The sequence below is a fragment of the Micromonospora sp. CA-240977 genome (genome assembly GCF_050942285.1).
GTDB lineage: Bacteria > Actinomycetota > Actinomycetes > Mycobacteriales > Micromonosporaceae > Micromonospora.
The window spans coordinates 4,147,378-4,161,259 of record NZ_CP192055.1 but is presented as its reverse complement, the minus strand read 5'-3'; the positions used below and the strand labels follow the sequence as shown (position 1 = coordinate 4,161,259).

Below are 13,882 nucleotides of genomic sequence, written 5' to 3'. Positions count from 1 at the left end.
AGTGTTCAGCGTGACCGTTCGGGATCACATGATGATCGCCCACAGTTTCCAGGGCGAGGTGTTCGGTCCCGCCCAACGCCTGCACGGGGCGACGTTCGTGGTGGACGCGACGTTCCGCCGTGCCGACCTGGACGCCGACAGCATCGTTGTCGACATCGGCCTGGCCACCGAGCAGCTGCGGGCCGTACTGGGCGAGCTGACCTACCGCAACCTCGACGACGAGCCGGCCTTCGCCGGGGTGAACACCACCACCGAGGTGCTGGCCCGCACCGTCGCGGACCGGCTGGCCGAGCGGGTGCACGCCGGCCAGTTGGGCGAGGGCGCACGCGAGCTGGCGGGCATCACCGTCACCCTGCACGAGTCGCACGTCGCCTGGGCGAGCTACGAGCGGTCACTGTGATCGATGCGGGTCGGGCGGCGTCCCCCGCCGGCTCGGGTAACACCGGCCGTACGGTGCACGTCGTCCTGCCCGGCGACATCGACGACCCGGCCACGCCCAGTGGCGGCAACACCTACGACCGGCGGGTCTGCGCGGGGCTCGGCGACAGTGGCTGGACGGTGCGCGAGCACGCGGTGCCCGGGGCCTGGCCGAGCCCCGAGCCGGCCGATCGGGCGGCGCTGGCCGCGGTGCTCACCGCCGCGCCGGACGACGCCGTGGTGCTGCTCGACGGGCTGGTCGCCTCGACCGTGCCGGACCTGCTCGCCCCGCACGCCGACCGGTTGCGCCTTGTCGTCCTCGTACACATGCCGTTTGACGACGAGGCGGAGGGCCGGGCGCTGGCCGCCGCGCGGGCCGTCGTCACCACAAGCGAGTGGACCCGCCGCCGCCTGCTGCTACGCCACCCGCTGCGCCCCGACCGGATTCGGGTCGCGCCGCCGGGCGTGACTGCCGCTCCGCTGGCGCCCGTCGGCTCGACCGCCGGGGTCCGGCTGCTCTGCGTGGCCGCGGTCACCCACCACAAGGGCCACGACGTGCTTGTCGACGCGTTGACGGTGCTGCCCGAGGTGCCCTGGACGCTTGTCTGCGCCGGCACGCTGACCCGGGAGCCCGAGCTGGTGCGCCGGCTGCGCGACCGGCTCGTCGGCGCGGGCCTCGCCGACCGGGTGCGGCTGGCCGGCCCGCTGACCGGCGCCGCGCTCGACGACGCGTACGCCGCCGCGGACCTGCTGGTGCTGCCCTCGCGGGGCGAGACGTACGGCATGGTCGTCACCGAGGCGCTGGCCCGGGGCCTGCCGGTGCTGGCCACCCGGGTGGGTGGTCTACCCGAGGCGCTCGGCCGGACCGCCGACGGTCACCTGCCGGGGCTGCTGGTGCCGCCGGACGATCCGGCCGCCCTGGCCGGCGCGCTGAGCCGGTGGTGGGGCGACGACGTGCTGCGGGCCCAGCTGCGGTGGGCGGCTGTCGGCCGGCGCCAGACCCTGACCGACTGGACGGTGACGGCCGCGTCGCTGGCCGCCGTGCTCGAGGAGGTGGCGGAATGACCGTCGAGGAGACCCTGCCGTTCGCCGACTGGTTGCGGTTGCGGGAGCCGGCCGACGCGGCGGCGCGGGCCGAGGACCTGCTGGACGCCATCCGTCCCCGGCTGACCGGCGCCACGCCGACGGTGATCCACGACCTGGGCAGCGGCACCGGCTCGATGAGCCGCTGGCTGGCCACCCGGCTGCCCGGCCCGCAGCACTGGGTGCTGCACGACCGCGACGCCGACCTGCTGGCCCGCGCCGCCGAGGGCATGACCGGGGTGGTCGCCGCCGACGGCGCCCCGGTCACCGTCAGCACCCGGTGCGGCGACCTCACCCGCCTCAGCGCCGCCGATCTGGCCGACGGGCGCCTGGTCACCGCGTCCGCGCTGCTGGACATGCTGACCGCCGAGGAGATCGAACGGGTGGTGGCGGCCTGTGTCGGCCGGCCCACCCTGTTCGCCGTCTCGGTGACCGGGCGGGTTCGACTCACCCCGGCCGACCCGTTGGACGCGGCGGTCGAGGCCGCGTTCAACGACCACCAACGGCGCGTCGTCGACGGCCGACGACTGCTCGGCCCGGACGCCGTCGCCGCCACCGCCGCCGCGTTCGCCCGACGCGGCGTGGAGGTGCGGGAACGGCCCAGCCCGTGGCGGCTCGGCCCGGACCAGGCCGACCTGGCCGCCGAGTGGTTCCGGGGTTGGCTGGGCGCGGCCTGTGCGCAGCGTCCCGACCTGGCCGGCCCGGCCGAGGCGTACGCCCGGCGTCGGCTGGCCGACGCGGCGGCCGGCCGGCTCACCGTGCTCGTCGACCACAGTGACCTCCTCGCCGGTGGATGAACCGTTCACACCCTGGGTACGTGCACTAGGGCAAGTGGACGATCTTCAAGGGGAGGGCCGCGGTCGATGTTCTGGGCCTGGGCACGAGTGGTCGGTGGGGTGGGTCTGCTCGCCGTCCTGTTGTGGCAGGTGGGCAGCGGCCCGTTCCTCGCCGGGGTGCGGTTGATCGACGCCCCGGCGTTGGCCGCGGCGCTGGTCATCGGGGTGCTCACCACTGTCTGCGCGGCGTGGCGGTGGAGCCTCGTCGCCGGTGGCCTGGGCGTGCGGCTGCCGCTGGCGACAGCGGTGGCGCACTGCTACCGGGCCGTGTTCCTCAACGCCACCCTGCCGGGCGGGGTGCTCGGCGACGTGCACCGGGCGGTCCGCCACGGCCGGGACGCCGGTGACGTCAGCCGGGGCATCCGCGCGGTGGTCTGGGAACGTGCCGCCGGGCAGGTGGTGCTGGTCGGCGTCGCCCTGGTGGTGCTCGCGGCCTTCCCGTCGCCGGTACGACCGTATCTGCCCGTCGCGGCGGCGCTGCTTGTCGCGGCCGGGCTGGTCGCCGTGCTGCTGGCCCGCGCCGTGCCGAACGCCGGCCCCTCGCGCTGGGCGCGGGCGCTGCGCACCGCCGGGGCGGACGTGCGGTCCGGGTTGCTGTCCCGGCGCACCTGGCTCGGCGTGCTGATCGCCTCCGCGGTGATGGTCGCCGGTCACCTGGCCACCTTCCTGGTGGCGGCCCGCACCGCCGGATCCGACGCCCCGCTGTCGCGGCTGCTGCCGTTGACGCTGCTCGCCCTGCTCGCCATGGGCCTGCCGCTGAACGTCGCCGGGTTCGGACCGCGCGAGGGGGTGGCGGCGTGGGTGTTCGGCGCGGCCGGGCTCAGCGCGGCCGAGGGGGTCGCCACCGCGACCGTCTACGGTGCACTGATCCTGGTCGCCAGCCTGCCCGGCGCCGCGGTGCTGCTGATGCGACGGAACCGTAATCCGGTCGCCGCCCGGGAAGCCGCCCCCGCTGGCGGCTGTTGAATCGGTGGTGAGGAACACGCGCCGCCGCGCGTCGGTGGCGCCGGACAGAGGAGTCCCATGCCCGAAGCATTGCCGGTCGCCACGATCCGCACACAGGTCACTGTGCCGTTGACGTTTCCCGACGGCTACGCCACGACGGTCCGGGTGTTCTCGTTCAAGGGCCTGGTGGACGGCCGGGAGCACCTCGCGCTCGGCCTGGGTGACTGGGCGGGCGCGCTGGACCGGCTCGCCGCCGGGGGAGAGCCGCCGCTGGTCCGCCCGCACAGCGAGTGCCTGACCGGCGACGTGTTCGGCAGCCAACGCTGCGACTGCGGGCCGCAGTTGCGCGAGGCGGTGCAGCGGATCGCCGAGGCCGGTGGTTTCCTGCTCTACCTGCGGCAGGAGGGGCGGGGCATCGGCCTGTACGCCAAACTCGACGCGTACGCGTTGCAGGACGCCGGGCTGGACACCTACCAGGCCAACGTCGCGCTCGGCCGGGGCGAGGACGAGCGGGACTACACCGCCGCCGCGCAGATGCTGAGCACGCTGGGGGTGCCGCGGGTCCGACTGCTGAGCAGCAACCCGGACAAGGCCGTGCAGCTGACCCGCCTCGGCGTGGACGTCGCCGAACAGGTGCCCACCAGCGTCTTCCTCTCGCCGGCCAACGCCGACTACCTGGCCGCCAAGGCCGCCAAGGCCGCCAAGGCCGCCAAGGCGGCGGAGGTCGCCTCGGCCGCGCCCGACCTGCCCGTCGACAAGTGAGCCACACGCCGGCGCCGACGCGGCCGTACGTGCTGCTCAGTTGCGCCACCTCGATCGACGGGTACATCGACGACACGTCCGACAAGCGGCTGCTGCTGTCCAACGAGGACGACCTGGACCGGGTCGACGCGGTCCGGGCCAGCTGCGACGCGATCCTGGTCGGCGCCGGCACCGTCCGCCGCGATGATCCCCGGCTGCTGGTGCGCTCCGCGAGCCGCCGCGCCGAACGGGTGGCGTGCGGTCGGCCCGCCTCGCCCACCAAGGTCACCCTGACCGCCCACGGTGACCTCGACCCGACCGCCCGGTTCTTCACCGCCGGTGACCCCACCCGGCTCGTCTACTGCGCCACGGGCGCGCTGGAGAAGACCCGGGAACGCATCGGTCGACTGGCCACAGTGGTGGACGCGGGGGAGCCGGTCCACCCCGCATGGCTGTTGAGTGACCTGGCCGCGCGGGGCGTACGACGGCTGATGGTGGAGGGCGGCGGGACGGTGCACGCCCAGTTCCTCGCCGCGGGTCTCGCCGACGAGCTGCACCTGGTGGTCGCCCCGTTCTTCGTCGGCGACGGCCGGGCGCCCCGGTTCGTCGGCGAGGGGCGCTTTCCCTGGCACCCGGGCCGCCGCGCCCGGCTGGCCGAGGCCCGCCAGATCGGCGACGTGGTGCTCCTGCGCTACGCCCTCTCCGACCGCTGCACCGAAAGCTGACGCCACCGTCCTGGTTGATCATGAGGTTGGCGGGTCATGTGATCTCTGGAGAACCCGCCAACTTCATGATCGCCGGTGGTTGCGGCGTTGGTAGGCGGCGGGCGCCGGGGCCTTCGCGGCCGAGCACGTCGCGGGGGTTGGTGAGGTGGCAGGCCCGCAGCGAGAGGCAGCCGCATCCGATGCACGCGGTGAGGTCGTCCCGAAGTGCCCGCAGGTGCTCGATCCGCGCGTCGAGGACGCCGCGCCAGTCGGCGGACAGGCGAGCCCAGTCCTCGGGGGTCGGGGTGCGTTCGCTCGGCAGTCGATCCAGGGCCTCCCGGATCACCGTGAGCGAGATGCCGACGTGCTGGGAGGCCCGGATGAACGCCACCCGACGCAGCGTGTCGCGACTGTATCTGCGCTGGTTGCTCGCCGTCCGGTTGCTGCGGATCAAGCCCTTGCGCTCGTAGAAGTGCAGCGCGGAGATGGCGACGCCGCTGCGGTCGGCGACCTGGCCGACGGTGAGTTCGTGAAACGTGGTGCGAGCCCTTGGCATGGGGCCCAGCCTAGGCCTTGACCTCAATCGAGGTTGAGGCCAGAGAATCGGCGGCGTCCAGAACCGCGAATCAGGGAGCACCCCTCATGACCAACGTTCTCGTCATCGGCGCCACCGGCAGGCAGGGCGGCGCCGTCGCCGACCTGCTGCTTGACCACGGCCACGACGTCGTCGCCTACGTGCGGTCGCCCGAGTCGCCCGCCGCGGTGGCCCTGTCCGCCGCCGGGGCCCGGCTCGTCACCGGCGACCTGGCCCACCCCGAGGGCCTCGCCGACGCCGCCAAGGGCGTCGAGGCGATCTTCGGGCTGTCCGTACCGTTCGGGTCCGGCGGCAAGGACGAGGAGGTCACCCAGGGCCGCCACCTGGTCGATGTCGCGGCGCGCGTCGACGCGCACCTCGTCTACTCGTCGGTGCGCGGCGCCGGCCGGGTGGCGCGGACCGATCTCGACCACGCCGACAGCAAGCAGCTCGTCGAGGCGTACCTGCGCGATCGGCAGGTTCGGGCGACAGTCCTCGGGCCCGTGTACTTCATGGAGAACGTGCTCAACGTCGGGTTCAGCCGCCTGACCGACGGCGTCCTGGCCAACCCGCTCACCGCCGGCAAGCCGCTGGACCAGGTGACCGTACGCGACATCGCCGGTCTCGCCGTGCACGCCATCGAGCACCCGCACCGGTTCGTCGGCGAACGGATCGACGTCGCCTCCGACCGGGTCACCGGCGACGAGGCGGCCCGCATCCTCAGCGACGTGCTCGGTCGCGAGATCCCGTACCAGCAGATGCCGTTGGAGCAGGTCCGGCAGTGGGCCGGCGACGAGATCGCCGACATGTTCCAGCGGTTCGAGGAGAACACCGACTTCGTCGACGTCGACGGGCTGCGCGCCAGGTACCCGGAGGTGACCTGGCACCGCTACGCGCAGTGGGTCCGGACGGTCGACTGGGACCGGGTCCTCGCCAGCCGGCCGACCTGGCAGTAGGCCCTCAGCCGTCGATCCCGGCGGCAACCAGGTCGTCGGGGTACGGCACCTGACCGAGTGATCAGCGGGGCGGCGCCGCCTGCGTACGATGCGGGGTCGAGCTCCCCTCGTCGCCGCGGAGGTATCGGGTAGATGGCAGGCCAGCACGAGGGTTTCGCCCTCGGCGTCGACCTCGGTACGTCCAACACGGTCGCGGTGCTGCGCTGGCCGGACGGGCGGACGCGTCCGTTGCTGATGGACGGTCAACCGGTCAGCCCGTCCGCCGTGTACGGCGACCCGGACGGCACCCTGCACGTCGGCTGGGACGCCCGCCGGTTGGCGCAGACCGACCCGGGGCGGTTCGAGGCCCACCCGAAGCGTCGGGTCGACGAGCCCACAGTGCTGCTCGGGGACCGCTCGTACCCACCGTCGGACCTGCTCGCCGCGGTGCTGGCGGCGGTCGCGCGGGCCGCGGTGGCCACCGTGGGGTTCCTGCCCCCGGCCGTGCTGACCTGTCCGGCGGCCTGGGACGCGCGGCGGCGGCAGGTGCTCGCCGACGCGCTGCTGCTGGCAGGCTGGCCGCAGGCGGCCGAGCACACCCTCGCCGGTCCCACGCCACCCGGCACCCGGCTGCTGCGGGAGCCGGTGGCCGCCGCCCGCTACTACGCACAGGTGCTGCGTCGCCCGGTGCCGGTCGGCGGGGCGATCGCCGTGTTCGACTTCGGTGGCGGGACGCTCGACGTGGCGGTGCTGCGCAACGAGGGTGCCGATCCCTGGGGCGATTCCGGCTTCACAGTGGTCGCCGACGGTGGCCTGCCCGACCTCGGCGGCCTGGATCTCGACGCCGCGCTGGTGCGGCGGGTCGGCGAACTGGTCGGCGAACGGCACGCCGCGCAGTGGGCCCGGCTGATCCGACCGGAGGACCCGGCGCAGCGCCGCGACCAGGTGCGGCTCTGGGACGAGGTACGAGGTGCGAAGGAGACGCTGTCCCGGTCGACGGTGGCGCCGGTCGTGGTGCCGGGGGTGGCCGAGGCGGTCCAGCTCACCCGGGCCGACGTCGAGCGGGTGGCCACGCCGCTGCTGCGCCGCGCGGTGGACCGGGCACGGGAGGTGATCGCCGCCGCCGGGCTCAGCCCCGACCAGCTCGCCGGGCTGTTCCTCGTCGGTGGCTCGTCGCGGATCCCCCTGGTGGCCCGGATGCTGCACACCGAACTGGGGGTGGCGCCGACGGTGCTCGACCAGCCGGAGTTGCCGGTGGCCGAGGGCGCGCTGACCGACCTGCCCCTGCGCCGACCGGTGGCCACACCGGCGTACGCCGGGCCGCAGCTCGCCGCACCCGCACCGGCTCCGGTGGGTCCGCCGGCGCCGGCTGGGCCGGCCGGGGGCGGGCCGGCCGTACCGTCGCAGCCCTGGCCGGGGTCGCCCGCGCCGGCGGGACCGGGTGGGGCGGGTGCCCCGCCGGCGGGTCCGCCCGCGCCGGGGTGGGCGGGTGCCGCGCCGCCGAATCCGGCGGGCGCGGCGCGCTGGCGGCGGGCACGCTGGGTGGTGCTGGGCGCGGTGCTGGCCCTGCTCGGGGTGGGCACCGCGGCGACGCTGTATCTGACCCGGGACCGCTACCCCGACCTGGAGTTCGCATCGCTGCGCGTGTTGTCCCGGCCGCCGGCCGGCGGGGAGCGGCCGGCCGGCATGTGGACGGCGGTGCTCGGCGACCGGGCCTACCTCGGGTATCCGCTGCCGGACGACCGGCTGGAGGTGGTGGCGGTCGACACCGCTGGCGGTGGGGAGCTGTGGCGCAGGGCGACCGACGTGCGGGCCGACGACTGGGAGGCGATCATCGCCGTGCCGGGGGCGGTCGCGGTCCTCGCCGACGCGCCGGGCGACAGTACCCTGCGTCCGCTGGCCGTCCTGGACGGTGGTTCCGGCACCCAGCGCTGGCAGCGCCCGGTCCGCGGGGACGACGAGATCTACGTCGCCGACGACACGGCGGTGCTTGTGGACCGGGCCGCGGCCCGGCTGGTCGGCCTGCGCCTGAGCGACGGCACCGAGAAGTGGAACCAACCCAACCCCCGCGACCAGTACGACGGCAGCCGCACAGTGGTCCGGCCGGTGGGCAACGATGAGGCGGCGGGTGGGCCCGCCTTCCTCGACGGCAGGCCCCGCGACCCGTGGACGGGCCGGGGGCGGCGACTCGTCCAGGTGGGTGCGGACCGGTCCGTGCGGCTGCTCGACATGGCATCCGGCGCCGTGTTGCGCCGGTGGGGCAGCGTCGCCGACCTCGACGATCTGGTGGTCGCCCACGAGGACCGCCTGTTCGTGGCCGCCAACGAGGGCGGGTACCAGCTGCTGGCGTATGACCTGGGGTCCGACGCGGAACCGGTGGTGCTCTACCGCTCCGGGAACGACGAGCAGCGGCCGAAGGAACTGGTGGCCTGCGGCGAGCGGAGGGCATGCCTGTTGCAGGTGCCCGACAACGACGTCGAGCGCACCGAGGTGGTGGCCGCCACCGAGGGCGAACGGACGGCCCACTGGCCGGCGCCGGGCGTGACCGACCTGGTGTCGGTGGGGGAGCGGCTGCTCGCCCAGCGGGAGTACCCGGAGCCCACTGTCACCCTCTTCGATGCCGCCGGAAAGGCGGTGCTGCGGGACCGGGGCGGTGTGGCGGTCCGGCTGGACGAGGGCAACCTGCTGGTCTTCGCCAAGCCGCCCAGCGTGGTCGCGGACAACCGGGTGCTGGCCGGGGTGTGGGCCGAGTCCGGGGGGGTCGACGAGTTGGGCGAGCTGAAGGACGTGCGCAGCTCGTCCTGCTCGTGGAACACCCACGTGATCGCCTGCGGCGCGGACAAGGACTTCGTGCTGTACCGCTTCACCGACGACTGACGTTGGCGGCCGCCGGGCCGGCTCGTACGATGCTCCGGTGAATCTTCGGGGAACGGTCCGGTCCGATCGTCCGCTGGTGGTGCTCGCCGTCGGCGAGGAGGCCCGCTACCTGCCGCCTGACCTGCCGGTCCTGTTGACCGGCATGGGCAAGGTGAACGCCGCGAGCGCGGTGGCCGCGGTGCTGGCCACCGGGCCGCGTCCCGCCCTGCTGCTCAACCTGGGTACGGCCGGCGCGTTGCGCCCCGGGCTGGCCGGCATCCACGAGGTCGCCACAGTGCTCCAGCACGACCTGGACACCGACCTGCTGCGCACGCTCACCGGCGAGACCTACGGTGCGCCGCTGACCCTGGCCACCGAGGGCGCGGTGCTGGCCACCGGTGACACGTTCGTGGCCGACGACGCCGCGCGGGACCGGTTGGCGCGGCGCGCCGACCTGGTCGACATGGAGGGGTACGCGGTGGCCTGGGCCGCCGCGCAGGCCGGCGTGCCGTGCCGGTTGATCAAGCAGGTGAGCGACGAGGCGGGCGACGGCGCGGCCCGGACCTGGAAGGAGTCGGTGGACGCCTGCGCCCAGAACCTCGCCGACTGGGTCGGTCGGCACCTGGCGTGAGCGTCGCGGGTCATCCGGCGGGCCGTCGCGGTCCGAGCCCCTGCCTGGTCTCCCGTTCACCGGCCCTCGGGGCCAGGACGTGCCCGGCCAGCGCGAGGGCCACGATCGCGGTGACCAGCACCGGTGGCCAGCCGCCGGCCCAGGGCAGCACCAGCAGGGGGAGCAGTTGCGACGCCACTCGCCGCCACGGCACGCGGGCGGAGAGCAGGTAGGCGAACACTGCCCGGCCGAGCACGAACACCAGCGGTCCGCCGATGATCAGCATTAGCCACCGTACCGGTGTCGTTCCGGTCGGTCGGTCGACGACAAGATCGAAGGAGGCCGCCGTGACGAGCACGCCGACCAGTAGTACCAGGTGGGTGTACGGAGCGATCCGGGAGGACCGGCCGGGCATTGACACGGACGCGGTTTCGCGCAACTCACCGGCCCGATAGACGTAGATCTGCCAGAGCAGCAGCATGATGGCGAACGCGCAGAGCAGGGCGACGATTCTGAGGCGGTCGAATTCGCTGCGGCTGACTTCCAGGGTGGGCACCAGGATGATGTCGCCGAGAGCCAGGATGACGAACTGCTGGTACCGCTCGCCCAGGTGCGCCGTGGTCCGGTCGTACTGGTCGAGCGGCACCCGCCCGAGCCAGGGTGTGGGGTAGCGCGCCGCCGCTGAGATCAGGTCGATCGCGATCGCGATGATCCAGATCCACCACCGCGCGGTGTCGGCCAGCGCGCCGATGATCCAGAGGACGCCGGACACCAGGAACCAGAACAGGAACCGGGTGGCTCGCGCCATGGCCGAGCGGTGCTGCTGCCGGTACAACGTGCTGACCAGGACGATGCCGCGCACCACGTGGGTGCCGACGTAGGCGAGCGCGAAGGCAATGGCCTGCCCTGTGGTGATCATCGGCAGCGATGCCGCCATCCCCACCGATCCGACCATGGCGATCATCAGGATGGCCTGGATGGGGCGCTGCTGCGGGTCGTAGAACTCGGTCGTGGTGGAGGTGACCGACCAGGTCCACCAGATGGCCGTCAGCATCAGCAACACCGCCGCGCTGCGGGCCCAGGATTCCTGGTCGGCGAGGAGCTTCGAGGTCTGCGCGAGCGCGGCCACGAAGACCACGTCGAAGAGCAGCTCCAGCAGCGTCGCCCGGGTCGACCCGTCCAGCCGGCGTACCAGCGCCGCGGTGCCTCCGGTGGTCATGCCCGGCCTCCCGCCGTTTCTCCCGAGAATTATCGGCGGTGCCGGCGGGGACCGTCCCCGGATCGGCGATTCCCGCCGGCCGGGGAGAGGGACGGTCCGAGGTTGCCACGGCGTCGGAGCGGGGGCGATGCTTGACGGCATCCATCACGCTCGATCCTCGCGGAGGTTCGGATGCGCCGCTCCCCGCTCGTCGCCCTCGTCCTGACCACCCTCCTGCTCGTCGCGCCCAGCACGGCGCGGGCGGCCGGCCCCGACCGGGCCGCCGACGCGGCGGCAGTGCTCGCCGGGGTACGCACCGCGGGCACCGCCTGGGGCCTCGACCCCGCCACCGGCCGGATGACCCTCACCGTCGACGACACCGTGGCCCCCGCCGAGCTGACGGCGCTGCGGGCGACCGCCGAGCGGGCCGGCGCGCTGCTGCGCCGCGAACCCGGAACCCTGCGCCCCCTGATCGCCGCCGGCCAGGGCATCTACGGCGGCGGCGGTCGCTGCTCACTCGGCGCGAACGTGCGCAGCGGCAGCACCTACTACGTCGTCACCGCCGGGCACTGCACCACCACCGCCAGCACCTGGTACGCCGACAGCGCCCAGACCACCGTGCTCGGCACCCGTACCGCCACCAGCTATCCCACGAACGACTACGGGCTGATCCGCTACACCGGTCGGCTCGCCCATCCCAGCGCGGTCTACACCTACCCCGGTCTGCTGACCATCAACGGGCCCGGCACCGCGTACGTCGGGCAGGCGGTGTGCCGCAGCGGTGTCACCACCGGGGTGCGCTGCGGCAGCGTCACCGGGCTCAACCAGACAGTCAACTACGCCACCGGCGTGATCTACGGCCTGATCCGCACCAACATCTGCGCCGAGCCGGGTGACAGCGGCGGACCGCTCTACGTGGCATCGACCGGCACCATTCTCGGCATCCTCTCCGGCGGCAGCGGCAACTGCACCTCCGGCGGCACCACCTACTACCAGCCGATCGGGGAGGTGCTCGCCGCGTACGGGTTGACGTTGCCCTGACTCCCCGCGCAGCGGGTTGCTCGTCTCGCGCCCGACACCTAGGCTCGGCGACGCCCAGGATCCCCGCCGCGAGGACGTGTGCCCCCGATGCCTTCCGACCCCCGACCTGACCAGGCGAGCGTCCCGGCGGGTTCCCCGTCGGTGGAGGTGGCAGCGGTCGGGGAGACGATGGTGGTGCTCTGCCCCGCGCCGGGCGAGCCGTTGGAACACGCCGGACAGGTCGCTGTCTCGGTCGGCGGCGCCGAGTCCAACGTGGCCGGCTACCTGGCCCGGCTGGGGCACCGGGCGGCCTGGGTGAGCCGGGTCGGCGACGACCCGTTCGGCCGGGCCGTCGTCCGGCACGTCGCCGCGACCGGCGTCCTCGTCGACCAGGTCAGCGTGGATCCGGCCGCCCCCACCGGCCTGTACGTCAAGGACCCGGGCCCGGAGGGCACCGCCGTGCACTACTACCGGGCCGGGTCGGCGGCCTCCCGGATGGACCCTGACACGTTGGCCGCCCCGGGTCTGGCCGGTGCCCGTGTGCTGCACCTGTCCGGGATCACACCGGTGCTCTCCGCCTCCTGTCGGGCGCTTGTCGAGCACGCCGTGGCGGACCGGCCGCTGGCGGGGGCGCTTGTCAGCTTCGACGTCAACCACCGGAGCCGGCTGTGGCCCGCCGAGCAGGCCGCCGAGGTGCTCCGCGACCTGGCCGACCGCAGTGACCTGGTCTTCGTCGGCCAGGACGAGGCGGAGACGCTGTGGGGCACCGCCGACCCGGCGGCCGTACGCCGGCTGCTGCCCGGACCGGAGACGGTGGTGGTCAAGGACGGCGCGGTGGGCGCCACCGCGCTGAGCCGGGACGCCGAGCCGATCTTCGTGCGCGCGCCACTGGTCACGGTGGTGGAACCGGTCGGCGCCGGGGACGCGTTCGCGGCCGGCTACCTGGCCGGGCTGCTGCGCGGCCTCGACCCCGTGCGGCGCCTGCGCCTCGGGCACCTCGTCGCGGCCCAGGCGTTGACGAGCAACGGCGACAACGCCCCGGTGCCGCCGTGGGCCTGGTTCGACAAGCTTGTCGACGCCCCCGACGAGGCCTGGTCGCCGCTCGACCTGACCGGCGCACCGGCGACGGCCTGAGCCAAGCCGGCGGGCCCCGACCGGGTCGACCGGGCCAGCAGGCAACAGATTCACCGCGATCTCGGATGGAGTGCACCATGACCACAGCGGATTTCGAGCACATCTTCGGCGGCGCCCGGGTGATGGCGATCCTGCGCGGCCTGCCGGTCGCCGAGACCGTTCGGCTCGCCGAGCGGGCCTGGGACCTCGGCATCGACGTGGTGGAGGTTCCGGTGGCCACCGCGGACGCCGTGCCGTCGCTGCGCGCCGCCGTGGCGGCGGGCGCCGAGCGGGGCCGGATCGTCGGCGCCGGCACCGTGCTCGACGTCGAGCAGGTCGCCGCTGCCGCCGACGCGGGCGCCCGGTTCACCGTGGCTCCCGGGCTGGACCTCGCGATCGCCGACGCGGCCGCCGCGCGTGGCCTGCCGCACCTGCCCGGTGTGGCCACTCCCACCGAGGCTCAGCAGGCGCTGCGGCACGGCCTCACCTGGCTCAAGGCGTTCCCCGCGATCTCGCTCGGGCCGGCCTGGTTCAAGGCCATGGCAGGCCCGCTGCCGCAGTTGCGCTTCGTCGCGACCGGTGGCCTGGACGCGGGCAACGCCGCCGCGTTCCTCCAGGCCGGAGTGCGGGTGGCGGCGGTCGGCTCGGCGCTGTCCGACCCGAACCAACTGGATCAACTGGCCGCCCTGACCACCGCCGGGCGCTGACCCCCGCACGCCCCACCCCGCCGCGGCAAGGCCGGAGGGCGCCCGACCGGGGTGGGGTGGCGGGTTTGCGTCATGGCGTAAGTGCGCCGAGGTTCGGTGGGCGTCAGGAGTGGGTGTTGCGTCGATGCTGTGCTGCGTACCAC

At 74.2% G+C, this 13,882-nt stretch carries 14 protein-coding genes; 12 read left to right on the top strand and 2 right to left on the bottom strand.

Features of this window, described 5'->3' with window-relative positions; genetic code table 11:
* The first annotated feature begins 1 nt into the window (after position 1).
* From ACQPWW_RS19265 to ACQPWW_RS19240, 6 genes are all read left to right on the top strand, one after another.
* Positions 2–400, top strand: coding sequence for a 6-pyruvoyl trahydropterin synthase family protein (locus ACQPWW_RS19265; RefSeq protein ID WP_433124409.1), 399 nt, complete (start codon positions 2–4; stop codon positions 398–400).
* A complete protein-coding gene (locus ACQPWW_RS19260) occupies positions 400–1,482 on the top strand; it encodes a glycosyltransferase family 4 protein (RefSeq protein WP_433134433.1) in 1,083 nt (360 codons plus the stop codon). Before ACQPWW_RS19265 ends, ACQPWW_RS19260 begins: the two co-directional genes overlap by 1 nt.
* Entirely contained in the window at positions 1,479–2,297 is an 819-nt protein-coding gene (locus tag ACQPWW_RS19255; RefSeq protein ID WP_433124407.1) for a class I SAM-dependent methyltransferase, read from the top strand. Before ACQPWW_RS19260 ends, ACQPWW_RS19255 begins: the two co-directional genes overlap by 4 nt.
* Before the next feature lie 66 nt (positions 2,298–2,363).
* Positions 2,364–3,302: a lysylphosphatidylglycerol synthase transmembrane domain-containing protein gene (locus ACQPWW_RS19250; RefSeq protein WP_433124406.1), complete on the top strand. Its 939-nt coding sequence runs from the start codon at positions 2,364–2,366 to the stop codon at positions 3,300–3,302.
* A 57-nt stretch (positions 3,303–3,359) separates the two neighbouring features.
* Positions 3,360–4,043: a GTP cyclohydrolase II gene (locus tag ACQPWW_RS19245; protein ID WP_433124404.1), complete on the top strand. Its 684-nt coding sequence runs from the start codon at positions 3,360–3,362 to the stop codon at positions 4,041–4,043.
* Positions 4,040–4,747: a RibD family protein gene (locus ACQPWW_RS19240; protein ID WP_433124403.1), complete on the top strand. Its 708-nt coding sequence runs from the start codon at positions 4,040–4,042 to the stop codon at positions 4,745–4,747. The genes ACQPWW_RS19245 and ACQPWW_RS19240 overlap by 4 nt, the downstream gene beginning before the upstream one ends.
* Positions 4,748–4,781: 34 nt before the next feature.
* Here ACQPWW_RS19240 and soxR read toward each other — a convergent pair whose 3' ends face one another.
* Positions 4,782–5,282: a redox-sensitive transcriptional activator SoxR gene (gene soxR, locus ACQPWW_RS19235; protein WP_433124402.1), complete on the bottom strand. Its 501-nt coding sequence runs from the start codon at positions 5,280–5,282 to the stop codon at positions 4,782–4,784.
* A gap of 86 nt (positions 5,283–5,368) precedes the next feature.
* Here soxR and ACQPWW_RS19230 point away from each other — a divergent pair, with 86 nt between their 5' ends.
* The 3 genes from ACQPWW_RS19230 to ACQPWW_RS19220 all read left to right on the top strand — a co-directional run bounded on the left by ACQPWW_RS19230 (position 5,369) and on the right by ACQPWW_RS19220 (position 9,722).
* On the top strand, positions 5,369–6,256 hold the full coding sequence (locus tag ACQPWW_RS19230) for an NmrA family NAD(P)-binding protein (protein ID WP_433124401.1): 888 nt from the start codon (positions 5,369–5,371) through the stop codon (positions 6,254–6,256).
* 132 nt (positions 6,257–6,388) lie between these two features.
* Complete coding sequence (locus tag ACQPWW_RS19225) at positions 6,389–9,112, top strand: Hsp70 family protein (RefSeq protein WP_433124399.1); 2,724 nt, start codon at positions 6,389–6,391, stop codon at positions 9,110–9,112.
* A gap of 37 nt (positions 9,113–9,149) precedes the next feature.
* Positions 9,150–9,722: a nucleosidase gene (locus ACQPWW_RS19220; RefSeq protein ID WP_433124398.1), complete on the top strand. Its 573-nt coding sequence runs from the start codon at positions 9,150–9,152 to the stop codon at positions 9,720–9,722.
* A gap of 10 nt (positions 9,723–9,732) precedes the next feature.
* Here ACQPWW_RS19220 and ACQPWW_RS19215 read toward each other — a convergent pair whose 3' ends face one another.
* On the bottom strand, positions 9,733–10,920 hold the full coding sequence (locus ACQPWW_RS19215; protein ID WP_433124396.1) for a low temperature requirement protein A: 1,188 nt from the start codon (positions 10,918–10,920) through the stop codon (positions 9,733–9,735).
* 171 nt (positions 10,921–11,091) lie between these two features.
* On the opposite strand from ACQPWW_RS19215, the gene ACQPWW_RS19210 reads away from it, so the two are divergent.
* From ACQPWW_RS19210 to ACQPWW_RS19200, 3 genes are all read left to right on the top strand, one after another.
* Entirely contained in the window at positions 11,092–11,940 is an 849-nt protein-coding gene (locus ACQPWW_RS19210) for a S1 family peptidase (protein WP_433124395.1), read from the top strand.
* 87 nt (positions 11,941–12,027) lie between these two features.
* The gene (locus ACQPWW_RS19205) at positions 12,028–13,053 is read left to right on the top strand and encodes a sugar kinase (RefSeq protein WP_433124394.1); all 1,026 of its coding nucleotides are present in this window, start codon (positions 12,028–12,030) and stop codon (positions 13,051–13,053) included.
* Between the two features lie 77 nt (positions 13,054–13,130).
* Positions 13,131–13,739 (top strand): bifunctional 4-hydroxy-2-oxoglutarate aldolase/2-dehydro-3-deoxy-phosphogluconate aldolase, encoded by a 609-nt coding sequence (locus ACQPWW_RS19200; protein ID WP_433124392.1) that lies wholly within the window; start codon positions 13,131–13,133, stop codon positions 13,737–13,739.
* Positions 13,740–13,882 lie beyond the last annotated feature (143 nt).

Excerpts from the sequence above, each read along its gene's own strand:
- ACQPWW_RS19255 (WP_433124407.1), top strand. The coding sequence starts at position 1,479 with ATGACCGTCGAGGAGACCCTGCCGTTCGCCGACTGGTTGCGGTTGCGG.
- ACQPWW_RS19250 (WP_433124406.1), top strand. The coding sequence starts at position 2,364 with ATGTTCTGGGCCTGGGCACGAGTGGTCGGTGGGGTGGGTCTGCTCGCC.
- ACQPWW_RS19245 (WP_433124404.1), top strand. The coding sequence starts at position 3,360 with ATGCCCGAAGCATTGCCGGTCGCCACGATCCGCACACAGGTCACTGTG.
- soxR (WP_433124402.1), bottom strand. The coding sequence starts at position 5,282 with ATGCCAAGGGCTCGCACCACGTTTCACGAACTCACCGTCGGCCAGGTC.
- ACQPWW_RS19230 (WP_433124401.1), top strand. The coding sequence starts at position 5,369 with ATGACCAACGTTCTCGTCATCGGCGCCACCGGCAGGCAGGGCGGCGCC.
- ACQPWW_RS19225 (WP_433124399.1), top strand. The coding sequence starts at position 6,389 with ATGGCAGGCCAGCACGAGGGTTTCGCCCTCGGCGTCGACCTCGGTACG.
- ACQPWW_RS19215 (WP_433124396.1), bottom strand. The coding sequence starts at position 10,920 with ATGACCACCGGAGGCACCGCGGCGCTGGTACGCCGGCTGGACGGGTCG.
- ACQPWW_RS19210 (WP_433124395.1), top strand. The coding sequence starts at position 11,092 with ATGCGCCGCTCCCCGCTCGTCGCCCTCGTCCTGACCACCCTCCTGCTC.
- ACQPWW_RS19205 (WP_433124394.1), top strand. The coding sequence starts at position 12,028 with ATGCCTTCCGACCCCCGACCTGACCAGGCGAGCGTCCCGGCGGGTTCC.
- ACQPWW_RS19200 (WP_433124392.1), top strand. The coding sequence starts at position 13,131 with ATGACCACAGCGGATTTCGAGCACATCTTCGGCGGCGCCCGGGTGATG.